Annotated in this window: 23 protein-coding genes; 12 read left to right on the top strand and 11 right to left on the bottom strand. The window is 67.0% G+C overall.

Annotated elements, in window-relative coordinates:
* Positions 1-23: 23 nt before the first annotated feature.
* Both WC729_RS25170 and WC729_RS25165 read right to left on the bottom strand, forming a co-directional pair.
* Entirely contained in the window at positions 24-1,076 is a 1,053-nt protein-coding gene (locus WC729_RS25170) for a ferritin-like protein (protein ID WP_372857213.1), read from the bottom strand.
* Between the two features lie 13 nt (positions 1,077-1,089).
* The gene (locus WC729_RS25165; RefSeq protein WP_372857212.1) at positions 1,090-2,952 is read right to left on the bottom strand and encodes a hypothetical protein; all 1,863 of its coding nucleotides are present in this window, start codon (positions 2,950-2,952) and stop codon (positions 1,090-1,092) included.
* Between the two features lie 255 nt (positions 2,953-3,207).
* Here WC729_RS25165 and WC729_RS25160 point away from each other — a divergent pair, with 255 nt between their 5' ends.
* On the top strand, positions 3,208-3,723 hold the full coding sequence (locus WC729_RS25160; protein ID WP_372857211.1) for a Dps family protein: 516 nt from the start codon (positions 3,208-3,210) through the stop codon (positions 3,721-3,723).
* Positions 3,724-3,983: 260 nt separating this feature from the next.
* On the opposite strand, the gene WC729_RS25155 is transcribed toward WC729_RS25160, so the two are convergent.
* From WC729_RS25155 to WC729_RS25140, 4 genes are all read right to left on the bottom strand, one after another.
* Positions 3,984-4,349: a response regulator transcription factor gene (locus WC729_RS25155; RefSeq protein ID WP_372857210.1), complete on the bottom strand. Its 366-nt coding sequence runs from the start codon at positions 4,347-4,349 to the stop codon at positions 3,984-3,986.
* 83 nt (positions 4,350-4,432) lie between these two features.
* Positions 4,433-5,074, bottom strand: a complete 642-nt coding sequence (locus WC729_RS25150) for a response regulator transcription factor (protein ID WP_372857209.1) — start codon at positions 5,072-5,074, stop codon at positions 4,433-4,435.
* Positions 5,071-6,591, bottom strand: coding sequence for a sensor histidine kinase (locus WC729_RS25145; protein ID WP_372857208.1), 1,521 nt, complete (start codon positions 6,589-6,591; stop codon positions 5,071-5,073). Before WC729_RS25145 ends, WC729_RS25150 begins: the two co-directional genes overlap by 4 nt.
* 104 nt (positions 6,592-6,695) lie before the next feature.
* Positions 6,696-7,376, bottom strand: a complete 681-nt coding sequence (locus WC729_RS25140; protein WP_372857207.1) for a sensor histidine kinase — start codon at positions 7,374-7,376, stop codon at positions 6,696-6,698.
* A gap of 171 nt (positions 7,377-7,547) precedes the next feature.
* Between WC729_RS25140 and WC729_RS25135 the strand changes: the two genes are divergently transcribed.
* A complete protein-coding gene (locus tag WC729_RS25135) occupies positions 7,548-8,318 on the top strand; it encodes an alpha/beta fold hydrolase (RefSeq protein ID WP_372857206.1) in 771 nt (256 codons plus the stop codon).
* Positions 8,319-8,325: 7 nt separating this feature from the next.
* Here the strand turns inward: WC729_RS25135 and WC729_RS25130 are convergent, their stop codons facing one another.
* Both WC729_RS25130 and WC729_RS25125 read right to left on the bottom strand, forming a co-directional pair.
* Entirely contained in the window at positions 8,326-9,306 is a 981-nt protein-coding gene (locus WC729_RS25130; protein WP_372857205.1) for an SDR family NAD(P)-dependent oxidoreductase, read from the bottom strand.
* Entirely contained in the window at positions 9,303-9,539 is a 237-nt protein-coding gene (locus WC729_RS25125) for a hypothetical protein (RefSeq protein ID WP_372857204.1), read from the bottom strand. Before WC729_RS25125 ends, WC729_RS25130 begins: the two co-directional genes overlap by 4 nt.
* A gap of 33 nt (positions 9,540-9,572) precedes the next feature.
* On the opposite strand from WC729_RS25125, the gene WC729_RS25120 reads away from it, so the two are divergent.
* Together WC729_RS25120 and WC729_RS25115 are read left to right on the top strand one after the other, a co-directional pair.
* Positions 9,573-10,343 (top strand): AraC family transcriptional regulator N-terminal domain-containing protein, encoded by a 771-nt coding sequence (locus tag WC729_RS25120; RefSeq protein WP_372857203.1) that lies wholly within the window; start codon positions 9,573-9,575, stop codon positions 10,341-10,343.
* A 76-nt stretch (positions 10,344-10,419) separates the two neighbouring features.
* The gene (locus WC729_RS25115) at positions 10,420-10,878 is read left to right on the top strand and encodes a hypothetical protein (RefSeq protein ID WP_372857202.1); all 459 of its coding nucleotides are present in this window, start codon (positions 10,420-10,422) and stop codon (positions 10,876-10,878) included.
* Here WC729_RS25115 and WC729_RS25110 read toward each other — a convergent pair whose 3' ends face one another.
* Entirely contained in the window at positions 10,879-11,505 is a 627-nt protein-coding gene (locus WC729_RS25110) for a DUF1345 domain-containing protein (RefSeq protein ID WP_372857201.1), read from the bottom strand.
* Positions 11,506-11,599: 94 nt separating this feature from the next.
* Here WC729_RS25110 and hisS point away from each other — a divergent pair, with 94 nt between their 5' ends.
* From hisS to WC729_RS25075, 7 genes are all read left to right on the top strand, one after another.
* Positions 11,600-12,847 (top strand): histidine--tRNA ligase, encoded by a 1,248-nt coding sequence (hisS, locus tag WC729_RS25105; RefSeq protein WP_372857200.1) that lies wholly within the window; start codon positions 11,600-11,602, stop codon positions 12,845-12,847.
* Positions 12,847-13,920 (top strand): peptide chain release factor 1, encoded by a 1,074-nt coding sequence (prfA, locus tag WC729_RS25100; protein WP_372857199.1) that lies wholly within the window; start codon positions 12,847-12,849, stop codon positions 13,918-13,920. Before hisS ends, prfA begins: the two co-directional genes overlap by 1 nt.
* Positions 13,921-14,025: 105 nt before the next feature.
* Positions 14,026-14,877, top strand: coding sequence for a peptide chain release factor N(5)-glutamine methyltransferase (prmC, locus tag WC729_RS25095; protein ID WP_372857198.1), 852 nt, complete (start codon positions 14,026-14,028; stop codon positions 14,875-14,877).
* A 255-nt stretch (positions 14,878-15,132) separates the two neighbouring features.
* Positions 15,133-16,104 (top strand): DUF4167 domain-containing protein, encoded by a 972-nt coding sequence (locus tag WC729_RS25090; RefSeq protein WP_372857197.1) that lies wholly within the window; start codon positions 15,133-15,135, stop codon positions 16,102-16,104.
* A 271-nt stretch (positions 16,105-16,375) separates the two neighbouring features.
* A complete protein-coding gene (locus WC729_RS25085) occupies positions 16,376-17,770 on the top strand; it encodes a DUF4139 domain-containing protein (protein ID WP_372857196.1) in 1,395 nt (464 codons plus the stop codon).
* Between the two features lie 2 nt (positions 17,771-17,772).
* Positions 17,773-19,356, top strand: coding sequence for a DUF4139 domain-containing protein (locus tag WC729_RS25080; protein ID WP_372857195.1), 1,584 nt, complete (start codon positions 17,773-17,775; stop codon positions 19,354-19,356).
* The gene (locus WC729_RS25075) at positions 19,356-20,945 is read left to right on the top strand and encodes a DUF4139 domain-containing protein (protein ID WP_372857194.1); all 1,590 of its coding nucleotides are present in this window, start codon (positions 19,356-19,358) and stop codon (positions 20,943-20,945) included. The genes WC729_RS25080 and WC729_RS25075 overlap by 1 nt, the downstream gene beginning before the upstream one ends.
* Here WC729_RS25075 and WC729_RS25070 read toward each other — a convergent pair.
* Positions 20,942-21,253 (bottom strand): hypothetical protein, encoded by a 312-nt coding sequence (locus tag WC729_RS25070; RefSeq protein WP_372857193.1) that lies wholly within the window; start codon positions 21,251-21,253, stop codon positions 20,942-20,944. The two genes, WC729_RS25075 and WC729_RS25070, sit on opposite strands and share 4 nt — an antisense overlap.
* Positions 21,254-21,337: 84 nt before the next feature.
* On the opposite strand from WC729_RS25070, the gene WC729_RS25065 reads away from it, so the two are divergent.
* Positions 21,338-21,766 (top strand): CBS domain-containing protein, encoded by a 429-nt coding sequence (locus WC729_RS25065; RefSeq protein ID WP_372857192.1) that lies wholly within the window; start codon positions 21,338-21,340, stop codon positions 21,764-21,766.
* A 144-nt stretch (positions 21,767-21,910) separates the two neighbouring features.
* On the opposite strand, the gene WC729_RS25060 is transcribed toward WC729_RS25065, so the two are convergent.
* Positions 21,911-23,392, bottom strand: coding sequence for a lipopolysaccharide biosynthesis protein (locus WC729_RS25060; protein ID WP_372857191.1), 1,482 nt, complete (start codon positions 23,390-23,392; stop codon positions 21,911-21,913).
* Positions 23,393-23,732 lie beyond the last annotated feature (340 nt).

The following is a 23,732-nucleotide window of genomic DNA, read 5'->3' as shown; positions in this document are numbered from 1 at the left end:
GGCCCGCGCCGCGGCTGGTGCCGTCACGAGATGGCGGGATTGACGGGCTGATACTGGAAGCTCGGGCCGGTCAGCACGGCCGGATTGGGCACGCCGCTCATCATTGCCTTGGCCTGGCCCTTCAGCGACATCATCAGCCCGATCGCGCGGTTGAACAACGCCTCACTGACATCGCCGTTGAACAGCTGGTGGAGCACGCCGAGCAGGTTCGTATAGGTGTAATTGAAATTGTCGTTGGCGAAGGCCTGGGGCGTGCCCGGCGTATAGCCCGGGGGAAGCCCGGGATTGGTGGCGACGGCATAGGCTCCGCTCGTGTCGAACGTCACCGCAGCGCCGGTATAGGCATATTTGTCCTCGGGGTCCGGCCCGCCGTCCGGCGTCGCGACGAGCAAATGCCCCTTCTGGATCTGCATGAAGCGATAATAATGGGCATAGGCGCCGCCGGGGGTTTCCTCGGGCGACGTGGTCGTGCCCTCGCCCTGGTCGACGATGGTCTGGATCGCCTGCTGCGCGGTCGCGACATTGGTGACCACGACCGATCCCCACATCAGGTCGGGCCCGACCTGGTTGCGCGGCGGATCGACGAAGACGGAATCGCCCAGCGCCGCGATCGCATCGGAGATCGCGGTGTAGAACTGGCCGATCGTGATGGTGTCGTCGACCGCGAGCGCCTTGAAGTTCAGCGGATTCTCGGGCTGTTCGATCTGCAGGAAGGTCGCGAGCTGGTTCATCGAGAAAGGCGCGAGGTTGACGGTGAGATCGCTCTGCACCCCGCCCGGCAGCGGACCGGGAAAGGTCGGGATGAAGCTCGGCGAGTCGATCACCGGCGATCCGCCGAGCGCGTTGAGGATGTTGGAGGAGAGCGTCATGTGCAGCATCTCCTCGACCACGACCGAGTCGATGATCTCGGCGATCTCGGCATTCTTGGTCTCGTCGAGCGAGTAGAGCGCGTAGAGATAGACCGGGATCGTCGCATGCTCGAGCTCGATCGCGGACTGGAGCGCGGTCAGCACGGCCTGGAGCTGCGGGGAAGGGCCCTCGAGCCCGGCGATCATCGAACGTTGCAGGCGGATCATCTGTCGTCTCCCCTTAGCGGGCCTGAAGGACGAGGCGGCGCGCGGCGGCTGCCGCCTTGCCGCCCCTGGGGGGAGCGGGTGCCGGGCTCTCCGCGAACGCTTCCGCTTTCAGGCTGGCCTGCTCGGTCCGGGGCGCCGGGGGTGTCACCTCGCCGGGCCAGGGCGCCTTGAGCCAGGTGAGGATCGCCGCGCGCTTGGCCGGCGACAGATCGCGCGTGACCGGCATCGAATTGGGGTCGGCGACATCGAGCCCGAAGGCCAGCGACAAGATGCCCGAGCTGGCCAGCACCGACTTGTAGTCGGCCAGGTTCAGGAAGCGCAGCATGACTGGATAGAGATTGGCATATTGCTGGAAGATCGGCTGGACGTCAGTCCAGGTCACCGGATTGGCCGGGGTATAGCCGCTCCACAGCAGGAAGCTGATAAAGCTCCACTGGTTGACCGGCCCGGCATTCATCGCCGCATCGGCGAAGGACGGGCGGATGCCGTAAACCTGGCCGTCGATGCCGTAATCCGCACCATTGTTGAACCAGCGCGGCGTGCCCGGGTCGCTGGCCTTGATCGACAGCAACGCGACGCCATTCGCATCAGTCGGCTCGGGCGAGTCGAAACTGAGCGCCGTGTCGGGCTCGGCCACTGGCGGGGAGGCGGCGACATAGGGAAATTTCGCGGGCGTCGGCTGGAGCTGCGACGAATCCAGCACGAAGGCGACCGAGGCGCCGACCAGCGGCTTGCCGAACTGAGTCGCATAGATCGGGATCTGCGGGTCGTCCCCGGGGCTGAGGCGATAGACGTACCGGTCGGCGCGGAGGAAGGCACCGTTGCTCCACTCGCTGATCGTGGCGCCGTCAGTGCCCGCCAGGGTCAGCGGCGCGGCGGCGATCGCCTGGAGCTGGTCGGCCGTCAGCGGCAGCGCGACGACGCCGGCGGTGCGCGCATACCAGTCGGGGTCGCTCGCATAACCCCCGTCTCCGGTCGCCGGGATGGTGCCGAGACTGGTATCCCCGACGCTGAGGGTCAGGTCGCCATGATTGTTGGTCGGCCCGCCGGGGTTGGCGGTCGACAGGGCATTGCCGAGATCGAGATAGATACAACCCGCCGTATCATCGACGACTGCGGGGAAGAAATTGAGCTTGCCCTGGGGCGCGAAGAAACTCCCGCCCACCGCCGCGCTCGCCATGAACTGGCGGCCGATCACCATGTGCTGCGGCTCGTCGCCGGCCGGGCCGATCGTCCCGGCGATCCGCCCGCACATGAAATGGGGCGACGTGAAATCCATGTTGAGCCCGTCAACGTTCATCTTGATCGACAGGGTCCCGCCGCTGGCGGCCTGCTGGAGCGCAGTGAGGAAGGGCGAGGCGGAAACATCGCCCCATTCGAGCCCGGTCAGCACTGACTGATAGGTCGCGCCGGCACCGATATCGCCCGATCCGCCGCCGGTCGCCCGGTCCCAGATGTCCATGAACGCGGCCGGCTCGAAGCTGCCGGACATCAGCGTGTTGCCCCCGGTGTCGGCGATCCGCACCTGCAAGCCCCAGATTTCGGAGACGAGCTGCTGTTCGGGGTCGAGATCGACCATCTTGCCCGGCACCTGACCGTCGGAATCGGCGACGATATAGCCGAGCACCGGATCGGAGGCGGGCACTGGTCCCGAAGGCAGCCAGGCCGAGCCGACCGTGCAGCCGAGCAGCCGGAACGCGGCATCGCCCTGCGGATTGAACCAGCCATTGGGGGGGCGCATGTGCTTGCCCTCCATGTCCTGATATGTCGACTTGAAGATGGCGTTGTCGAAATGCGCGGGGTCGTTGTTGACCGTCGAGACATTGGACTGGAACTGGCCAGCGAAATGCAGCCGCAACGCGCCGAGATAACTCATGTCCGATGCTCCCCAGGAGAATGCGTCCGCACTCGACCGGCGGCTTTGCCCAGGCGCGCCGGTCGATCGAAGATTAGTCCGGAGGTGGAACGAAAGAAATCGATCGGCGGGGAGGTGAACCCAGAATGGCTCCTTCTCCGCACTCATGAGTGAGGGAGCCTAAACCAAGGTGTGGATTATATCGGCCAGCGCGATGCGTATTTGAGGGGCGCCGGGCGGCTCCCCTGTCGTCCCACGGCTTCGAGGAGACGCATGATGACCAGCCCGACGATCGCTGAACGCTTCCTGGGTACGCCGACCGATCTCGGCGCCGAGGCCACGCGGGACATTTCCGCAAGTCTGGCGGGCCTGCTGGCCGACGTGTTCGTGCTCTACCTCAAGACCAAGAATTTCCACTGGCACATGAGCGGCCCGAATTTCCGCGACTATCACCTGCTGCTCGACGAGCAGGGCGACCAGATCTTCGCGATGACCGATGCGATCGCCGAGCGCGCGCGCAAGATCGGCGGGACGACGATCCGCTCGATCTCCGATATCGCCGGGCGCCAGCGCATCCTCGATAATAACGCCGATTATGTCGATCCGCAGGGCATGCTGGCCGAGCTGCACGGCGACAACAAGCAGCTCGTCGCCGAGATGCGCCGCGTGCACGCGCTATGCGACGATTATGCCGATGTCGCGACTGCCAGCCTGCTCGAAGTCTGGATCGACGAGACCGAGCGTCGCAGCTGGTTCCTGTATGAGAGTTGCCGGTCCCCAGTCTCCCGCTGAGGGACGGCCGCGGCGGCGCGCTCTCCCCTCCCCCGGTCCGGGTGCGTCGCCGCGAAACTATTGGATCGAAACATTGCGGCGGCGGGCCTGGCCCGCCGCCATTTTTGTGCGTGAGCTGGAGGGCAAATGCCCCGTTCGTTCTCTTCCGTCATGCCGGACTTGTTCCGGCATCCACTGTTCCGCATGCATCACGCTTGCTGAATTTGCGGAACGGTGGACCCCGGAACAAGTCCGGGGTGACGGTGGGAGGTAAGTCGGCCTTACGCCGACGCCCGCTCGATCGCCTCGAGCAGCGCATCCGGATCGATCGGCTTGGACAGGAACGCCACTGCCCCCGCCCCCATCGCCTGGTCCCGCGCCGCGTCGGTCGGATAGGCCGTCATCACGATCACCGGATGGCGCCAGCCGCGGCGCACGATCTCCGCCTGGAGCTCGAGTCCGGTCATGCCCGGCATATGCAGGTCGGTGACGATGCAGGCGATCCGGTCCTCCAGCCCGCAACCCAGCAGCGCCTCGCCGCTGGGGAAGCAGTGCGGCGTCAGGCCGGCCGACCGCATCAGGCTGTTCAGGCTGCCCCGCACGCCCGGATCGTCGTCGACGATCGCGATGAGGGGGGATGTGGTCACGGCGAATACTCCAGATACTGTAACGGCTTAGGGGGCGGGTGAGATCTGCAGATGCGCCTTGCCGGGAGAATTCGCCATTATACTCAGGCGTTAAACCGGTGGATCGATTCGTCACGCACGCCGAGCTGCTCGGCCATGCGCACCAGGTCGGCAAGCGACTGCGCCTCCATCTTGCGCATCACATTGCCGCGGTGGATCTTCACCGTGATCTCGGACAGCTCCATGCGACCGGCGACCTGCTTGTTCATCAGCCCGGTGACGACCAGCCCCATCACTTCCCGCTCGCGCGGGGTGAGGGTTGCATAGAGCTGTTTCAGCCGCTCGGTGCCGGCCGATTCGGCGCGGCGCGCCCGGTCGCGCTCGATCGCCCCGGCGACCGCTTCGAGCATCTGGTCCTCGCTGAACGGCTTGGGCAGGAAATCGACGGCGCCCGCCTTCATCGCGCGCACCGTCATCGGGATGTCGCCGTGCCCGGTGATCAGGATGACCGGGATCTCGATCCCCCGCGCGGCGAGCCCCTCCTGGAAATCGAGCCCGTTCTCGCCCCTGAGCCTGATGTCGAGCACCAGGCAGGAGGGGAGGCCGGGCACGCCCGCGGCAAGGAAGGAAGCAGTGGAATCGTGAAGCGCAACGGCCAGCCCGGTCGAGCGGAACAGGCTGCCGAGCGAGCCCCGCACATCCTCGTCATCGTCGATGACGCACACACAGCCCTGATCGATGGTCATGCCGCGGCCCTTTCGTCTTCGGCGACGGGCAGGCGAAAGCGGAAGCGCGCGCCGCCCTCGGGGTGGTTGCCGGCGGTCAAGGTGCCGCCATGCTGCTCGACGATCGAGCGGCAGATCGACAGGCCCATGCCCATGCCGTCCTTCTTGGTGGTGAAGAAGGGGCGGAACAGTGCTTCCGGATCGTCGCCGGCGATACCGGGGCCGCAATCGCGCACCGTAACGGTCACGCCGGTGCCGTCGGACGCGGCGTCGAGGCACAGGTCGCGGCGGTCGAGCGGGTTCTGCGCCATCGCCTGCTCCGCATTCAGCATCAGGTTCATCAGCACCTGCTGGATCTGCACCCGGTCGCCGGTCACTTCGGGAAGGCCCTCCGGGATCGCGGCCTGAACCATGACATGGTTCGCCTGGAAATCACGGTCGAGCAGCGCGATCGTTTCCTCGATCAGCGCGGCGAGGTCGATCCGGCTCTGCTTCGGTTCGGCCCGGCGGGCGAGATTGCGGATTCGCTCGATCACGCTCGCGGCGCGGGTGCCGTTGGAGGCGATATGGTCGAGGCAGTCGGCCACCTCCGCAGCGCCCGGCGCCTCGCGCGCCAGCCAGCGCTTGCCCGATTTGGCATAGGTGATGATTGCCGAGAGCGGCTGGTTGACCTCATGCGCGATCGACGCGGCAAGCTGGCCGAGCGTGGTGACGCGCGCGACATGAGTCAGTTCGGCCTGGGCCTGGGCGAAACGGGCCTGGGCGCGGTTCCGCTCGGTGACGTCGAGCGCCATGATCAGCACGCGCGACCAGCCGCGATTGTCTTGCGGCAGGGTCACCCGCAGCACGACATCGACGATCTCGCCCGAGAGAGTCAGGAACTGCGATTCCTCCTCGATCCAGCCCTCGCCGCGCTTCAGCGCATTGAAGATGCGGATCAGCGCCGCGCCGCCGACGGGCGTATAGTGGCGGAAGATGCCGCCGCTGATGAGCGTCTCGCGGTCGGGCAAGCCGAACAGGCGCGCCGCGGCGAGGTTGGCGTCGCGGAGGCGCGCCCCGCGCGCCGCCTGTTCGACGATTTCCTGGTCGGCCTCGCGTCCATCCCGCAACAGGGCAAAGGCGGTCGACCAGTCCGACTCCCAGATCGGGAAGCCCGCGGCATTGAAGATGGTGCGATATTGTTCCTCGGACCGACGGCGCGCCTCGATGTCCGACAGATGCTGCGCCGACAGGATGGTGGTGATGCCGATCGCGATCAGGCTGACGGCGAGGCGCATCGCGGGGGAGCCAAGCGGCTCGGCCCAGTGGCTGACGATATAGCCGGTCATGGCCAGCAGGGCGCAGACGGATCCCGCGGCGAGCACGAGCATGCGATCATTGCCGCGCGCTGCGATCAGGACGACCGTGGTGTAGAGCACGGCAACGGCGCCCTGCAGCGGGCTCAAGATGTCGAGTGCGAAGATGCCGAGCGCGACGATCATCGCCGCGGCGATGCGCAGGCGGGCGGCCAGCCGCCTTCCCTCCCTGTCTTCGCGCATCATCGCCTCCCGCCACTGCCGGGGCCATCCCGACCAGACGGCTTCCACGCTGGACGAGAGGGTGCGTGAGCGCAACAGTTGCAGTGAGGATTGGCGAAGCGGAATCATCGCTTCCCGACGCACAACTCGAAACAGGTGCCGGGATTGGCGTCGAGCCAGGCATAATGGCCGCCCAGCCGCATCGCCATCATCCCGACCAGTTGGCCGCCAAGGCCCGTGCCCCGGGCGGCCTCGTTCGGGTCGCGCCCGCGGCCGCAATCCTTGACCTCGAGCAGATAGCCGCCGCGCCCGCCCGCGCGCAACGCGATGCTGACGATACCGGACGCGCCCGGCGCATAGGCATATTTGAAGGCGTTGGTGACGATTTCCGAGACGATGATGCCGATCGAGGTCGCTTCCTCGGCGGGTACCACGACGCCGGCGGCGTGGACGATGACGAAGCGGCCGGCGGCCGGATCGGCGACGCTCTGCTCCAGTTCGCCGCCAAGCTCGTCGAGATAGGTGCCCAGATTGACCATGGCGCCCTGGTGCGAGCGGTAGAGCTGGCGGTGGACGCCGGCGATGGCGCCGATCCGGCGGAGCGTCATGTCGAGCGCGGCGGCGGCCGCCGGATCCTGGATGCCGCGCGCTTCGGCCGAGACCATCGCCGAGAGCAGCTGAAGGCTGTTCGCGACGCGGTGGTTGATCTCATCCGCATTGCTGAGTTCGGGGCCTGGCTCGGGCGCTGGTGGCAGGACGGTCACTCGGGCGTTTTGCGCAACGCGATTGATCGTCGTCATCATCATGGCTATCCCCTCCAGGCAGCACGCACGCTGCTGAGGGTTGCAGTGATCCCCGATCGCTGTCCGACGAACCATCATACGGTGGTTTAGGGTCGGGCCACCCCTTCGTATGATGGCACCAGCCCATCGCGCGGCCGATATCCGGGTCCGTCATACCCCGTGAGGAGCAGAGTCATGATGGATCGCCGGACTTTCACCCTGACCCTGGGCGCTGCCGTGGCGAGTGCCGTGCTGGCGCCGGTCGCCCGCGCCGCCGCGCCGAAGGTGCGCAATGTCGTGCTGGTGCACGGCGCCTATGCCGACGGATCGAGCTGGAGCGAGGTGATCCCGTTGCTCCAGGCGGCGGGCATGAACGTGACCGCGGTGCAGAACCCGCTGACCTCGCTCGCTGACGATGTCGCCGCGACCCGGCGGGCCCTGGCATTGCAGGACGGGCCGGTGGTGCTGGTGGGCCACAGCTATGCCGGGATGGTGATCAGCGAAGCGGGCGTCGATCCCAAGGTCGCCGCCCTGGTCTATGTCGCGGCCCGCGCGCCCGATGCCGGGGAGGATTATCCGGCGCTGACGAGGACTTTCCCGACGGCGCCGGCCTCGGCCGGGCTCACTCATGCCGGGGGTTTCGCCCAACTGAGCGAGCAGGCGTTCCTGCGCGACTTCGCCAATGGCGTCGATCCGGTGCGGGCCCGCGCGCTCTATGCCGTGCAGGGGCCGATCTCCGACACCTTGTTCGACAGCCGCACCACCCAGGCGGCATGGCGCAACAAGCCGAGCTTCTACGCGGTCTCGCGCAACGACCGGACGACCAATCCGGACCTGGAGCGCTTCCTCGCGCGGCGGATGAAGGCGACGACCATCGAGCTCGATTCAGGCCATTTGTCGCTCGTCACCCATCCGCGCGAGATCGCCGGGCTGATCCTGCGCGCCGCGAATGGCGGCGCGCCCTGATCACCGGTTAGCCGAGCGCTGGCTCGGCGAACCGCTCGCCGACCATCTCCTCGCTTTTCGCCCAGAGCGCCCGGGCATGCTCGGGGTCGATCGCATAGGAGCGCACGCCGCCGCGGATGTCGTCGCCCTCGACGATCTCGGCGACATGGCAATCCTCGCAATAATGGCCGCCCACCTCTTCGGGTGCTGCGACGATCGCGGCCCAGACCGAGGTCGCGGCGCCTTGCGGGATGGTCTTGAAACGATAGTCCTCGCCGCCGGCTGCCTTCTGGGCGTCGTTGATCGATTTGATCAACGCCTCCATCGCCTCCGGCGTCATGTGCCGCGCGAGCTCGGTGTGGATGCCGCCGGGATGGACTGCCGCCGCGCGGATGCCCTGGTCCTTGTGGCGCCGGTCGAATTCGACGGCGAACAGCGCATTGGCCGTCTTGGACCGGCCATAGGCAACGAACTCGGTATAAGGCGTATGCGCGAAATTCGGATCGTCGAGATCGACATCGGCGAAACGGTGCCCCGCCGAGGACAGGTTCACCAGCCGCCCGCCCGGATTGATCAGCGAGGCGATGCGATTGACCAGCACGAAATGGCCGAGATGGTTGGTGCCGAACTGAGTCTCGAAGCCGTCGGCGGTCGTGCCCTGCGGCGTGGCCATCACGCCGGCATTGGCGATGACCACGTCGAAGCGGCGGCCATCGGCAAGCAGCGCATCGGCGCAGGCGCGCACGCTGGCGAGGTTCGCGAGATCGAGCTCGACCAGTTCGAGGCCGCCGCCATTGGCTGCCTGGTCGCGGACCACCTCGGTCGCGCGGTGCGCCTTGTCGAGGTCGCGCGCGGCGCCGACGACCTGCGCGCCGTGCGCGGCGAGGACGCGGGCGGTCTCGACGCCGAGGCCGGCCGACACGCCGGTCACCAGGATGCGCTTGCCGCGCAGGGATACGCCGTCGAGCACCTCGTCAGTGGTCGTGGTGGCGCCGAAATTGCTGGTCATGGGGGATCTCCTTTGAGGAAACAGGTGCGGGCCCTCATCTGGTCGTCGGCGCCGCGATCCGGGCGCCCGATCGTGTCGAGTTCTTGCCTGATTCTATCAGGCGCGCTTGTTTCGCCCGTCGCGCGCGCCATGTTGCCGCCATGCAGGAACAGCTCGATCGATTGTGCGCCCTTGCCCTCAGGCATCATGACGATGGCCGGCGCGGCGGGGTGATCCCGCGCCTCGCCATGCATGTCAGCGGCGCTCCGACCGGTTCGATGCCCGGCATGTACGAACCGATGATCTGCATTGTCCTGCAGGGCGCGAAACAGGTGATGATCGGCGACCGGGTGCTCGATTATGGCGCGGGAGATCAGCTGATCGCCTCGATCGAGCTGCCGGTGACGGGCTGCGTCGTCAAGGCGAGCGCCGACAAGCCCTATATCGTCGTCAGCATGACGCTGAACCAGGATGCGGTGACGACGCTCCTGTCGGACATGCCGCCGCGCGCGGAGGAGCAGACGCTTGGCTTCGCGGTCGGCGCCGTGCCGCCTCGATTGCTCGACGGATGGGCGCGGCTGCTCGGCCTGTTCGAGACGCCGGAGGATGTGCCGGTGCTCGCGCCGATGCTCGAGCGCGAGATCCTCTATCACATCTTGCAGGGGCCGCAGGGCGGCCTGCTCCGCCAGGCGGCGATGGCCGACAGCCGCCTGTCGCAGGTGCGCGCCGCGATCGGCTGGATCCGCACGCATTTCGACAAGTCGCTTCGGGTTGAGGCGCTGGCCGACATCGCGGGAATGAGCCTCGCTTCCTTCCACCGGCATTTCAAGGCAGCCACGGCGATGAGCCCGCTGCAATATCAGAAATCGCTTCGCCTCCACCAGGCGCGGCGCCTGCTGATCGCCAGCGCCGATGCGTCGCGCGCTGCCTATTCGGTCGGTTATGAAAGCGCGTCGCAGTTCAGCCGGGAATATGCGCGGATGTTCGGTTGCCCACCGGCGCGCGACGCGGAACGGATGCGCGGGCAGGGTCTCCTGGAGGTTGCCGACGCTGCCTGAGCCGCAACGCAGCTATGGCGTCCGCCTTTCCGCCGCGCTAGGGTTCCAGATTATATATCCTATAGGAGCGGGTTCGGTGACACTCAGCATATGTCGGTCGGCGGCACTTTCGGCCGCCCTGGTTCTCGGCGGAGTCATGACGGTGCCGGCGCAGGCGCAGGATTGCCGGTCGATCGCCGATCCGACTCAGCGCCTCGCCTGTTACGACCGGCAGCAGGGCGCGCCGGCCGAGGCGCCGACGGCCGAGCCGGCCCAGCCGGTCAATCGCACCGGCCTGCGCGAGGCCAAGGCGCCCAAGCCGCCCAAGACCGCGGAAAAGAAATCCGGCTTCCGCAGCACGATCGTCGGCATCTCGCCGATGAACTTCGGTCTGTTCGAGCTTCGCCTGGCGGACGGCAGCGTGTGGAGCACGACGACGAGCAGCGGCCGGCGGCCTGTCGTGGGCGATGTCGTAAGCTATCGCCGCAGCATGCTCGGCGCGCATTTCTTCGACATCAAGGGCCAGGGCCCGGTGACGGTGCGCCGCGAGCGCTGATCAGCCGCCGAGCACGTTGATCGAAAAAGCCAGCACGCCGATGTTGAATACGAAGGCGGCGAGGCAATGCCCGATCACCACGCGCCGGATGCGGGCCGAGGTGATCTGGCTGTCCGATGTCTGGAAGGTCATGCCCAAGGTGAAGCTGAAATAGACGAAGTCCCAGTAATCGGGCTCCTTCGCGTGCGGAATCTCGATTCCCCCGGCATCGCCGCCGCCCCCGGTGCGCGAATAGAACAGATGCGCATAGTGCAGCGCATAGATCGTGTTCGAGAACAGCCAGGCCAGCACCAGCGTGGCGACCAGCAGGCTGGTGGTCAGCGGGCTGTTCTTTCCGCTCATCATCTCGCTCGCGACCGAGACGAGGATGACCAGCGACACCAGCGCCGTCAGCCCTAGCAACAGCGCCCGGTTGGCGTCATTGTCCTTGGCATGCTGGCGCATGTCGTCGGCCCGGTCGCGCAACAGGGGCGCGACCAGCAACAGGAACAGGGCGCTGGCGATGTCGAACGCGGCCATGGTGCCGAGGCCGCTGCCCAGGCGCGGGATGAGGAGCGCGAGGCCCGCGGCGAACACCAGGACGAAGGCGACAAACCGGGTCGGCGCGATCTTCCTGCCGAGCTGCATGGCATCATCCTCGATTTCTGGCGCGCCAATGGTTCGGCGCACATTATCCAAAGGCTAGCGCTTGGCGTCGCCCTCGCATAGATAGCGCGCCTTTATGGCCCGTATCGAAACCCCCAAGCGCATCCGCGGCACGCAGGATATCTTCGGCGACGAGCAACGGCGCTTCGCGCGCGTGCTCGAAGCGTTCGAGACGGTGCGGCGCCTCTACGCGTTCCGCCGCCTCGAAATCCCCGTCTTCGAAGCGACCGAGGTCTTCTCCCGCTCGCTCGGCGAGACGACCGATGTCGTGTCGAAGGAGATGTACACCTTCGAGGACAAGAGCCAGCGCTCGATCACCCTGCGGCCGGAATTCACCGCCGGGATCGCGCGCGCCTATCTGACCGAGGGCTGGCAGCAATATGCGCCGCTGAAGCTCGTCACGACGGGGCCTGTCTTCCGCTACGAGGCGCCGCAGGCCGGCCGCTATCGCCAGTTCCACCAGCTCGATGCCGAGGTGATCGGCGCAGCGGAACCGGCGGCTGACGTCGAATTGCTGGTGTTCGCCGACCAGCTGTTGCGCGAGCTTGGCATCCAGGACGGGGTGACGCTTCAGCTCAACACGCTGGGCGATGCCGAGACGCGCGATGCCTGGCGGGCTGCGCTGATTACCTATTTCGGGCAGCATCGTGCTGATCTGTCTGCGGAAAGTCAGGATCGGCTGGAGCGCAATCCGCTACGTATCCTCGACAGCAAGGATCCCAGGGACCGACCGATCGCCGATGCCGCGCCTGATATCGACGCCTTCATGACCAGCGAGGCCGGTGCCTTCTTCGAAAGCGTGACCAAAGGTCTCGACGCGGCGGGTGTCGCCTGGACGCGCAATGCGCGGCTGGTGCGGGGCCTCGATTATTACCGGCACACCGCGTTCGAATTCGTCACTGACCGGCTTGGCGCGCAGGGTACGGTGCTGGCCGGCGGGCGCTATGACGGGCTGATCGGCGCGCTGGGCGGCAACGAGACGCCGGGCGTCGGCTGGGCCGCGGGTGTCGAGCGGCTGGCGATGCTGATCGACGAACCGGCAGCCGAGCGGATCGACGCCGTGATCGTGCCGATGGGCGAGGCGGCGGAGGCGCGTGCGACGGGCATCCTTGCCGATCTGCGCCGCGCGGGGATCGCGACGGACATGGCGTTCAAGGGCAATATGAAGCGACGGCTTGCCAAGGCCGATGCGCAGGGTGCACGCTTCGCGATCATCATCGGCGACGACGAACTCGCCAAGGGTGCGGCGGCGGTCAAGATCCTTGGCGCCGGAACGCAGAGCGAGGTGCCGTTCGGCGATCTTGCAAGGATATTGAGCGCCTGATGTCGACGATCTCGGGGGAGAGGATCGCGCAGATCGAGGCGCGGCGGGACGAGTTGCAGGCGCTGATGGCGACTGGCGACCTGCCGTCCGACCGTTTCGTCGCCGTCTCCAAGGAATATGCCGAACTCGAGCCGGTCGCACGCGCGGCCGGCGAGGTGCGTCGGCTGCGCGCTGAGCTGAACGTGCTCGCCGTCATGGAGAATGAGGCCGATCCCGAGATCCGCGCGATGGCGCGCGAGGAGATCGAGACGATCCGCGAGACCCTGCCGCTCGCCGAACGCGGTCTGGCGCTGTCGCTGCTGCCGCGCGACGCCGCGGACGAGCGCGCTGCGATGCTCGAAATCCGCGCCGGGACCGGCGGGGACGAGGCGGCTTTGTTCGCGGGCGACCTGTTCCGCATGTACCAGCGCTATGCCGAATCGCAGGGCTGGCGGGTCGAGTTGATCTCCGCTTCCTCGTCCGAATCGGGCGGCTTCAAGGAAGCGATCGCCTCGGTCGAGGGCAAGGGCGTGTTCGCCAGGCTGAAGTTCGAAAGCGGTGTCCACCGCGTGCAGCGCGTGCCCGTCACCGAGGCGGGTGGGCGCATCCACACCTCTGCCGCGACGGTCGCGGTACTGCCCGAGGCGGAGGAGGTCGACGTCAAGATCGACGACAAGGACCTGCGCATCGATATCTACCGGTCCTCGGGGCCGGGCGGGCAGTCCGTCAACACAACCGATTCCGCGGTGCGCATCGTGCATATCCCGACGGGCCTGGTGGTGATCCAGCAGGACGAGAAGTCGCAGCACAAGAACAAGGCCAAGGCGATGAAGGTGTTGCGCACCCGCCTGTACGAGCTCGAGCGCGACCGGCTTCACACGGAACGGGCCGGTGCGCGCAAGTCGATGGTGGGGTCGGGCGATCGGTCGGAGCGGATCCGGACCTATAATTTCCCGCAGGGGCGTGTGACCGATCATCGCATCAACCTGACCCTGCACCGGCTGCCGGAAATCCTGCAGGGCGAGCTGGACGAACTCATCGGCGCGCTGATCGCCGAGGACGAGGCCGAGCGCCTGGCCAGCCTCGATGGCTAAAATCCCCCTCCCGCCTGCGGGAGGGGAGTGCGGCGGCTCTTTGCCCTGCCCGGGGGGCAGGGCTGCTGCCGCACCGGGAGGGCCTGTCCTCCCCGGTCCACTACTGTGACAAGCCCTCCCCCAACCCCTCCCGCAAGCGGGAGGGGAGCAAGACAGGCGCTCGCTGAAGCCACCGCGTCCTTCGCCCAGGTCTCGCAGACCCCCCGCCTCGACGCCGAACTGCTCATGGCGCACGCCCTGGGCACCACCCGCGAATCCCTGCTCCTCCGCCATCTCGACGACCCGGCTCCGCCCACCTTCGCCCCATTCGTCGCCCGCCGCCTGGATCACGAGCCCATCGCCTATATCACTGGCACCCGCGGCTTCTGGACGATCGAGCTGCAGGTCGGCCCCGGCGCCCTTGTCCCGCGCGCCGACAGCGAGGCGCTGATTGAGGCGGCCGTCGCCCATTTCGGCGCCCGCGCGCCGGCGACGATCCTCGATCTCGGCGTGGGCCCCGGCACCTTGCTGCTCGCCGCACTCGACCAATGGCCAGGCGCGACTGGTCTCGGCGTGGACGCATCAACCACCGCGCTGGACATGGCGAAGGGCAATGCCGCACGGCTCGGCATGGAAGCACGCGCCCGCTTCGAACCCGGCAACTGGGCCGACACGATCGCGGGCCAGTTCGACCTGATCCTCGCCAACCCGCCCTATATCGGCACCGGCGAAACGCTGCCGGCCGAGGTGCGCGACCACGAACCCGCCTCCGCCCTGTTTGCCGGCCCCGATGGCCTCGACGATTACCGCCTCATCGCGCCTCAGCTTCCGCGCCTGATGGCGCCCGGCGGCGTCGCGATCCTGGAGATCGGGTCGACTCAGGCCGAGGCCGTCACCGCGCTGCTCGTCGCGCAAGGATTGTCGGTTACGCTGCGCTACGACCTAGGTAATAACCCGCGCGCGCTCATCGCGACTTGAATCAGCACAAAAACGTCACAATATTCTTCTTGGAGATTGCGTCGCCAGCCGCTATTGAGCGGAGCAGGGGCACGCGTTTTCATCATAACCGGTTGAAAACGGGCTGTTGCCCGCCTCCTTCGTCATGCAGTCGCTGCCGTCCGGCGACCGTGGCAGGCACGTTTCGCCGATGATCGGCGAGGACGCGCCGAGGAGCATGCATCCACATTTCTGGAGCACGACCGGGTTGGTTACGAACGACAGGACACACAACAGTTGATCAATAATCGTCAGGCCGGCCGCCGTCGCGGTCGTGGTGGGCAGCAGCAGCGCCCACAGGGAAATACGGGCCGCCAGGATAACGGCAACCGCATCGACAATCGCGCGCGCGGCAACGCCGCTCAGCTGCTTGAGAAGTACAAGACTCTCGCACGCGACGCGCAGATGCAGGGGGACCGTGTAAACACCGAATATTATCTGCAGTTCGCGGATCATTATTTCCGTGTGCTCGCCGAGACGCGCTCGCGCTTCGAGGAGAACCGGCGCCAGAATGGCGGCGCGGCCTTCGAGGAGGACGAACAGGAATATGACGAGGACGGCGAGCCGATCGCCCGCGAGCATAATGTCCGCGAGACCCGTCAGCCCAATGGCAATGGTCAGGACCGGGGCCAGGATCGTGATCGCGGCCAGGACCGTGGCAATGAGAGCCAGAACGGCAATCAGGCCAGCCAGTATGACGACGACCTGCCGCGTTCGCGCAACGGCAACAATAATAACGACCGCGGCGATCGCAACGGCAACAGCTATGCCGATAACGGCAATGGCCGTTACGCCCGTGAGGACCGAAACGGCGCTGAGCGCAGCAACGGCAATGACCGGGGCGGCAATGGCCGCGGTGGCAACGACCGGAACGATCGTGGCAACCGTGGCGAGGATCGCGGCAATCGCGCGACCTATGCGTCGGACGAGGATGTCCGCCAGGACGCCCCGCGCCAGGAAACGCGTCAGGAGGCTCCCCGCCAGGAAGCACCGCGCGCCGAAGTCGCCGCCGAGCAGCCAGCCGAGCGCCCGCGTCGCGGTCGCCCGCCGCGTCGTCCGGTAGAGGAAGAGGCGCCCGCGATGTTCGAGGCCAATCTGCTGCCGCCGTCGCTGAGCATCTCGGCGGTGACCGTCGAGGAAGAGCCGGCCGAAAAGCCCAAGCGTCGCCGCGGCCGTCCGCCGGCGAGCGAGACGACGACCGCCAGCTGATCCGGTTCGGACGCAAGAAAAACAGGCCGGTCCCGCGAAAGCAGGGCCGGCCTTTTTCTTGTTCCTCCCCGGCACGGGGAGGGGGACCATTCGCCTCTTCCGGCGCATGGTGGAGGGGCTTGGAGCGCGAGGAGCTGCCCCGAATCCTAGCCCCTCCACCATGCGCTGAAGAAGCGCGCGGTCCCCCTCCCCGTTCCGGGGAGGAGTTAAGAAGCATTGACCTCCACCACCGCTCAGCTAGCATGATACTTCATAACCTGGGAGGACGGGGATGCGGTTCTGGACCTTGCTGGCGCTGACGGCGCTGCCCGCGGCGGCGGGCGCGCAAACGACACCCACCTTGCCGACCGGGCCGAGCGCGCAGGGCGATGTGTCGGTCACCATCTATCAGAACGGCCAGTCGCTGGTGCAGGACCTGCGCCAACTCGATCTGCCCGCCGGCCGCACGCGGCAGGAATTCCCCGACGTCTCGGCGCAGATCCGCTCGGAGACGGTCACCTTGGGCGGCCCCGGCATCGGCATCGTCGAGCAGAATTTCGATTTCGACCTGCTCTCGCCCGACAAGCTGATGGAAAAGGCAGTCGGCTCCGTCGTCACCATCGTCCGCACCAACCCCGCGACGGGTGCGGAGACGCGCGAACAGGCCAAGGTGCTCGCGGCGAATGGCGGCATCGTGCTGCAGATCGGCAACCGCATCGAGGTGCTGCGCGACGACGGGCTGCCGGTGCGCGTTGTGTTCGACAAGGTGCCGGAGAATCTCCGCGCGCGTCCCACTTTGTCGGTGACGCTGCAGGTCGCCAGGGCCGGCCGCGTGCCCGCCACCCTGTCCTACCTCACGCCCGGCCTCGGCTGGACCAGCGATTACGTCATGCTGTTCGACGAAGCGAAGGGCGCGATCGACGTGCAGGGCTGGGTCACGCTGACCAACAGCACGGGCACGACCTATAGCAATGCCGATGTGCTGCTCGTCGCCGGTAACCCCAATCGCAACCCCGGCAGCTTCGAGCGGCTCGGCGGTGGCGGCGCGATCGACCAGGCCGGCACCGAGACGGGCACGCGCGAACGGCTCGGCGACTATTATCTCTACCCGCTGAGCGACCGCACCACGATCGCCAATGCGCAGCAGAAGCAGGTCAGCTTCCTCGACGTGAAGGGTGCGCCGGCGCGCAAGGCCTATGAGTGGATCAATGGCTGGCTCGGTACCACCTCCGATCCGCGCAGCGCCTCGACCGTGCTCAAATTCTCCACCTCGAAGAGCGGCGGGCTCGGCGATCAGCTCCCGGCCGGCACGATCCGCGTCTATATGCGCGATGCGCGCGGCGACCCGCAGTTCATCGGCGAGAACCGCATTCCCGCGACGCCGATGGGATCGCAGATGTCGATCCGTACCGGCGACGCGTTCGACGTGAAGGGCGCGGCCGTGATCGTCGAGCGCAAGCGCCTGTCGTCGAGCCGCTGGCGCACGACGATGCGCTACGACTTCACCAATGCCCGGCCCGAAGCCGTGACGGTCGATCTGGCGCAGGACGGGCTATGGGGCGACGTCCGCGTGACGGATCAGAGCATCACCGGCGAACGCATCTCCGCCGACCGGATGGAATGGAAGGTGCCGGTGCCGGCCAATGGCAAGGCATCGCTGAGCGTGGTGTTCGACACGCGGTACTGACGGTGCGGCGTCTCGCCCTCCCGATCGCGCTGCTCGCCGGGTTGCCTTTAGCGGGGCCCGCGGCGGGGCAGGCCATCGTGCAGTCCGACCGGATCGATGCGGTGTCGGTGACGCTGTACCGCGAGCCGGGCCGGGGCGAGGGGGCGATCCGTCCCGGCTGGCCCGGCGGCTATGCCCTGGTCACCGAGACGCGCACGATCCGCGTGCCCTCCGGCCGCTCCATCATCCGCTTCGAAGGGGTGGCGGAAGGCATGCTGCCCGAAAGCGCGATCGTCACTGGCCTGCCGCGGCCGGTGAACGAGAAGAATCGCGACGCCCGGCTGTTGTCGCCCGCCGCGTTGGTCGACGCCTATCTCAAGCGCCGGGTGATGATCACCCGAACGAGCCGCGCGACCGGCAAGGCGAAGACCGAAGAAGCGATCATCCAGTCGGGCCCGCGCGGCGGCGTGCTGCTGACCACCGCGGCGGGCGTCGAGGCGCTGTCCTGTTCCGGCCTGCCCGAATCGCTGCGCTATCCCGACGTGCCCGACGATCTGTCCGCCAAGCCGACCCTTTCGATCGTCACCGACACGGCCAAAGCGGCGACAGCGACGGTGCAGCTTTCCTATCTCGCCCAGGGCTTCGACTGGTCGGCCAATTATGTCGCGCGCGTCGCCGATGACGGCAAGACGCTCGATCTGTTCGCCTGGCTGACCGTCGCGAACGGCGGCAGCCAGGGCTTTGCCCGCGCCAAAACCCAGGCAGTCGCCGGCGGGCTGCACCGCGAGGCTGCGGCGCACCTGCCCCAGGGGATGCCGCCCAAGCTGACGCTGCAATGCTGGCCGATGGACATCACCAGCACCTATCCGGCCTGGGACATCGAACGCCCCCCGCCGCCGGAGATGGTGATGGAGGAAGACAAAAGGGACGGCGTCCTCATGGAGGTGATGCCCGTGCCCATGATGGCTATGGCACCGCCGCCTCCACCCCCGCCGGCACCGCCCCCGATGATGGCGCAGCAGGAGGATCTGGGCGACCTCAAGCTCTACCGCATCCCCGAACCCGTCACCGTCGCCGCGCTCAGCCGCAAGCAGGTCGCGATGATCGACCGCAAGGGCGTGAAGTTCGAGCGCATCTATACCGGCTATTTCAACGGCTCGTTCTATGCGCCACCTTCCTACGCCATGCCGAGCCAGCCCGCCGCGCTGATCCTGCGTACCGAAAATCTCACCCGCAACGGCCTCGGCCTGCCGTTGCCGGCTGGCGGCGTCGCGGTGTTCGAGAAAGGCGGCGGCGCCTCCTTGCTGGTCGGGGAGAGCAGCCTGAAGGATCGCGCGATCGGCGAGGAGGTCGAGTTGGGCGGCGGCGCCAGCCCCGATATCCGTTATGTCACGACCAGCCTGGCGCGAACGAAGGACACAGCACCTTTCACCGTGCGCGTCACCAATGCCCGATCGACGCCCGAGACGTTCGAACTTCCTCTCCCGCTCAAGATCAGATCGGCCGGCGACACGCTGATCGAGCGCAAGGGGGCCAAGGTCTGGCGCGTCGTCGTGCCCGCCAACGGTACCGCCGAGCTGAACGTGACCTTCGAAACCAGGCAATGATGCGTGGAGTGGCCATCCCGGTCGCACTGGCCGCGCTCCTTGCCATTCCTGTCGCCCCGGCCACGGCGCAGACGATCGTCGAATCGGACCATGTCGATACAGTCTCGGTCACGCTCTACCGCGATCCCGGCCGCAGCCAGGGCGCGGCCGAACAGGGCTGGCCCGGCGGCTATGCGCTGGTCACCGAGACGCGCACGATCCGCGTGCCCGCCGGCCGATCGGTGATCCGGTTCGAGGGTGTGTCGGAGGGCATGTTGCCCGAAAGCGCGATCGTCACCGGCCTGCCGCGCCAGGTGAACGAAAAGAACCGCGATGCCCGGCTGCTGTCGCCCGCGGCACTGGTCGACGCGTATCTCAAGCGCCGCGTCACCCTCCGCCGCACCAATCGCCGCACCGGCGTGACCACCACCGGCGAGGCGGTCATCCAGTCGGGGCCCGGCGGCGGCGTTCTGCTGACCACGGCGGCGGGGGTCGAGGCCTTGTCCTGCTCGGGCCTGCCCGAATCCCTGTCCTATCCCGGAGTGCCGGTCGACCTGTCCGCCAAGCCCACCCTCTCCGTCGTCACGGACAGCGCGGCGGCGGCGACCGCGACGGTGCAGCTTTCCTATCTCGCCCAGGGCTTCGACTGGGCGGCCAATTATGTCGCCCGGCTCAGCCAGGACGGCAAGACGCTCGATCTGTTCGCCTGGATGACCATCGCCAATGGCGGGAGCCAGGGCTTTGCCGATGCCCATACCCAGGCAGTCGCCGGCGCGCCGAACCGGGAGGCCAATGCGGCATTGCCCAAGGGGCCGCCGCCCAATCTGCACCTGCAATGCTGGCCGATGGACATCACCAGCACCTATCCGCGCTGGGGCATCGCGCGCCCGGCACCGGCAGCGCCGCTGTCGGAAAACATGGGCTTTTCGGACGGCGAGGATATCGTCGTGACGGCTCAGCGGCGAAGCCAAAGCATGTATAATTCTCCGGTGGCGGTCACCGTCGTCATGACCGCGGCGCTGGAGGAACTGGGCGACCTGAAGCTCTATCGCATCCCCGAACGCGTCACGGTCGCCGCGCAGAGCAGCAAGCAGGTCGCGATGATCGATCGCAAGCAGGTGCGCTTCGAACGGATCCATACCGGCGCGTTCGACGAATTCGACTATGACAAGGACGACAAGCCCGAAAGCACCCCGGCCGGCATCGTCCTCCGCGCCGACAATCGCGAAAGCAACGGGCTCGGTCTGCCCTTGCCGGCGGGCGGCGTCGCGTTGTTCGAGCCGGTGGACGGCGCCCCGATCCTGGTCGCCGAAAGCCGCCTTGCCGACCGCGCGATCGGCGACGAGGTCGAGATCGGCGCCGGCGAGAGCCCCGACCTCCGCTACACCATCGCCGCGCGGCCGGCATCGGAGCGGCGCAAACCCTATTCGGTCCGCGTGACCAATGCGCGCCCCACGCCGGAGTGGTTCGAGCTGGAGATTCCCTACAAGATCGGCTCTGCCAGCGAGAAGCTGATCGAGCGCAAGGGGGTGAAGACCTGGCGCGTCACCGTCCCCGCCAATGGCGAGGCGAAGCTCGACTTCGCGCTGAAACTGGAGCCGGAACGCTAGGGCCGGTCGTGCCGCGGGGCGCCCTCGTCATGGTCGCGCACATCGACCGATTCGTCATGGCCGGTGCCCGAGCTCAGGAACACCAGCCCCATCAATGCGGAGGCCATCAGCACCGATCCCCCGATCCCGCCGATCGCGGCGGCGATCGCCACCCAGGACAGCGGTCCATAGAGATGCTGCAGCCCGAGCACCGCGGCGAGCCCGCACAACAGCGAAACCAGCGTCATCCAGCCCAGCAGCCGGCGATAGCGGCGCCAGGCGAATGCCGCCTGTTCGGGGTCATCGAGTCCTGACGGGTGTTCGCTCATGCTTCCCATATGGCCGCAAACGTGGAATCCTCAAGCGCCTCAGGGACTCGGGTGTTACCGGGCCGCGCATGGGGAGTATGGACGATGACGATAGCAGCGATCCTGGCCGGCAAGGGACGCGACGTGATCTCGATCACCGCGCATCAAAGCCTGGGCGAGGCAGTGGCGCTGCTCGCCGAGCGACGAATCGGCGCAGTGCCGGTGATGGACGGCCCACAGGTGGTTGGCATCTTTTCGGAACGCGACGTGATCCACGCGCTGAGCCGGGACGGCGCCGCGGCGCTCGATCGCAAGGTCGGCGAGGTGATGATCTCGCCCGCGATCACGGTCGGCCCGTCCGAGGCGGCGATCGGCGCGCTCTCGCTGATGACCCGGCGGCGCATCCGGCATCTGCCCGTGGTCGAGGGCGGCCGGGTGATCGGCGTGGTGTCGATCGGCGACCTCGTCAAATACCGCATCGACCGGATCGAAGCCGATGCCGAGGCGATGCGGAGCTATATTCAGTCGGCGTAGTTTTCGAACGCGGCGCTTCCTCACAACCAAACCGTCACCCCGGACGTGTTCCGGGGTCCACGGCGCCACATCGTCGCGGTCAGTTGGTTCGCGGCACGGTGGCTCCCGGAACACGTCCGGGGCGACGAAGAATCGGGGAGGGCCCTACGCCGGAAGCGGCTGCTTCCTGACGATTGCGATCAGCTCGCCGACGACGCTGCGCGCGAACACCATCAACCATCCGGCATAGACGATCCCGCCGGTCGCCACGAGAATCGCGAGCCGGGGCAGGGCATGGAGCGGCGGCAGGATGTCGTCGACCAGCACCACGGCCAGCGCCATGCCCAGCGCGGCGAGCAGGGCCGGGGCGATCGCATCGGCGACTGCGCGCACATTGGTGCCGATCACGGGCAGCGACCGCCACAGGCTGATGCCGAGATAGATGGGATAAGCGATAATCCACGCCGTCGCGAGCCCGGCCGGACCCCAGTTCACCCCGAACAGGAACGCGATCGCCAGCACGATCGCGCCGATCGCGCCGTTGCGCACGCCGATCCCCGGGCGCCCGCGCGCATCGCAGGCCGGCTGGAGCAGGACCTGCAAGGTCATGAACGGCATCGCCAGCGCGAGCAGATGGACGACGGGAACCGTCTCGACCCATTTCTCGCCGAGCACGGTCAGCACCAGCGGCTCGGCGGTCGCGGCGAGCCCGAAATAAAAGGGCAGGGCAGCGATCATGATGATCCGCACACTGCGGGTAAACGCCGTCGCCACGGCCTGGGTATCGTGCTGGATACGCGCATAGGCGGAGAAGGCGACCTCATTGAGCGGCGGTACGAACTTCGACACGAAGATCTGGGTGAGAAACAGGCTGGTCGTATAGATGCCGAGCATATGCGGCGTGAAATGCCGGCCGGCGATGAACACGTCGGCCTGGCTCTGGGCGAACCAGAAGAGCTGGCCCGCCGCCATCACGCCCCCATATTTCGCCAGATGGCCCGCGCCGCGGAAGTCGAAGCTCGGCCACATCAGCGATTTCGCCGCGACCGTCATGCCGATCGCCCGCACGGTGAACAGGACGAGGGGGGCAAGCACCAGCGTCCACACGCCCAGCCCCGCCAGGGCGCCGGCCAGCGCGGCACTCGCGCTGGCGACCGACGCGATGATGTTGACCCGCGCCTGCAGGCGGAAATCCAGCGTGCGCGACAGCAGCGCATAGGGAAGCGCGATGAACGGCGTGGTGAGGTAAAGCAGCGCCTGGACCTGCAACAGGTGCATCACGATGTCCTGCCGGTAATAGGCAGCGGCGAGCGGGGCGAGCAGGAACTGCGCTGCGCCCAGCCCGAAGTTCAGCAGCACCAGCATGCCGAACAGCTGGCGAATCTCCTTCCGGCCGATCTCCTGCTTCTGGATGAGCCCGCTCGCCAGGCCATAGCCGTTGAGCATGTTGAGCAGGACGAGAATCACCTGAGTCATCGCGAACAGGCCGTAGTCGTGCGGATCGAGGATCCGAATCACGAGGAAAGTGGCAGCCCATTGAACGAGTTGCGCGAGAATCTGGCTGCCGGAACGCCAGATCACGGCGCTCCGGACCTGCTCCGAAAGCGACTCAGGGACGTGATTCGATGGGTTGGCGGCCGATTCCATGGGAACAGCCCATAAGGGCCAGGGTCTTACAGAGCCGTAAACTCGCAGAAATCCGCGGTTTTTGAAGGGCATTGTAAGAAAATTGCAAAAACCCGTTGACGGCCCGGCGGCCCCTACCTAGATGACCAGCACCGCAGCGACGGACCACACGGTTCGCCTTTACGGTCACCATAAACCAGGCGCCGGGTCGCCCCAGTAAAAAGGGGTGGGATTTGGCGTCGGGCTTTTGCGCTCTTTGACATTGTTGGTACAGATGAAGGGACATGTGGGCGGCGGCTCCGGGTCTTGCATTCAAGGTGCAAGGAGCTCGGTTAAATTAGGCCGTTCCTATATGTCCTTA

Source organism: Sphingomonas sp., assembly GCF_041661825.1.
Taxonomy (GTDB): domain Bacteria; phylum Pseudomonadota; class Alphaproteobacteria; order Sphingomonadales; family Sphingomonadaceae; genus Sphingomonas.
Note: the sequence above shows the minus strand (reverse complement) of the source record. Positions and strands in the feature narration are given on the sequence as shown.

What these genes read in the sequence shown, in the direction of transcription:
- WC729_RS25160 (WP_372857211.1), top strand. Translation starts at nt 3,208, where the DNA reads ATGACCAGCCCGACGATCGCTGAACGCTTCCTGGGTACGCCGACCGAT.
- WC729_RS25170 (WP_372857213.1), bottom strand. Translation starts at nt 1,076, where the DNA reads ATGATCCGCCTGCAACGTTCGATGATCGCCGGGCTCGAGGGCCCTTCC.
- WC729_RS25120 (WP_372857203.1), top strand. Translation starts at nt 9,573, where the DNA reads ATGTACGAACCGATGATCTGCATTGTCCTGCAGGGCGCGAAACAGGTG.
- WC729_RS25125 (WP_372857204.1), bottom strand. Translation starts at nt 9,539, where the DNA reads ATGCATGGCGAGGCGCGGGATCACCCCGCCGCGCCGGCCATCGTCATG.
- WC729_RS25085 (WP_372857196.1), top strand. Translation starts at nt 16,376, where the DNA reads ATGCGGTTCTGGACCTTGCTGGCGCTGACGGCGCTGCCCGCGGCGGCG.
- WC729_RS25075 (WP_372857194.1), top strand. Translation starts at nt 19,356, where the DNA reads ATGCGTGGAGTGGCCATCCCGGTCGCACTGGCCGCGCTCCTTGCCATT.
- WC729_RS25110 (WP_372857201.1), bottom strand. Translation starts at nt 11,505, where the DNA reads ATGCAGCTCGGCAGGAAGATCGCGCCGACCCGGTTTGTCGCCTTCGTC.
- WC729_RS25130 (WP_372857205.1), bottom strand. Translation starts at nt 9,306, where the DNA reads ATGACCAGCAATTTCGGCGCCACCACGACCACTGACGAGGTGCTCGAC.
- hisS (WP_372857200.1), top strand. Translation starts at nt 11,600, where the DNA reads ATGGCCCGTATCGAAACCCCCAAGCGCATCCGCGGCACGCAGGATATC.
- WC729_RS25140 (WP_372857207.1), bottom strand. Translation starts at nt 7,376, where the DNA reads ATGATGATGACGACGATCAATCGCGTTGCGCAAAACGCCCGAGTGACC.
- WC729_RS25070 (WP_372857193.1), bottom strand. Translation starts at nt 21,253, where the DNA reads ATGAGCGAACACCCGTCAGGACTCGATGACCCCGAACAGGCGGCATTC.
- WC729_RS25065 (WP_372857192.1), top strand. Translation starts at nt 21,338, where the DNA reads ATGACGATAGCAGCGATCCTGGCCGGCAAGGGACGCGACGTGATCTCG.
- WC729_RS25145 (WP_372857208.1), bottom strand. Translation starts at nt 6,591, where the DNA reads ATGCGCGAAGACAGGGAGGGAAGGCGGCTGGCCGCCCGCCTGCGCATC.
- WC729_RS25060 (WP_372857191.1), bottom strand. Translation starts at nt 23,392, where the DNA reads ATGGAATCGGCCGCCAACCCATCGAATCACGTCCCTGAGTCGCTTTCG.
- WC729_RS25135 (WP_372857206.1), top strand. Translation starts at nt 7,548, where the DNA reads ATGATGGATCGCCGGACTTTCACCCTGACCCTGGGCGCTGCCGTGGCG.
- WC729_RS25150 (WP_372857209.1), bottom strand. Translation starts at nt 5,074, where the DNA reads ATGACCATCGATCAGGGCTGTGTGTGCGTCATCGACGATGACGAGGAT.
- prfA (WP_372857199.1), top strand. Translation starts at nt 12,847, where the DNA reads ATGTCGACGATCTCGGGGGAGAGGATCGCGCAGATCGAGGCGCGGCGG.
- WC729_RS25165 (WP_372857212.1), bottom strand. Translation starts at nt 2,952, where the DNA reads ATGAGTTATCTCGGCGCGTTGCGGCTGCATTTCGCTGGCCAGTTCCAG.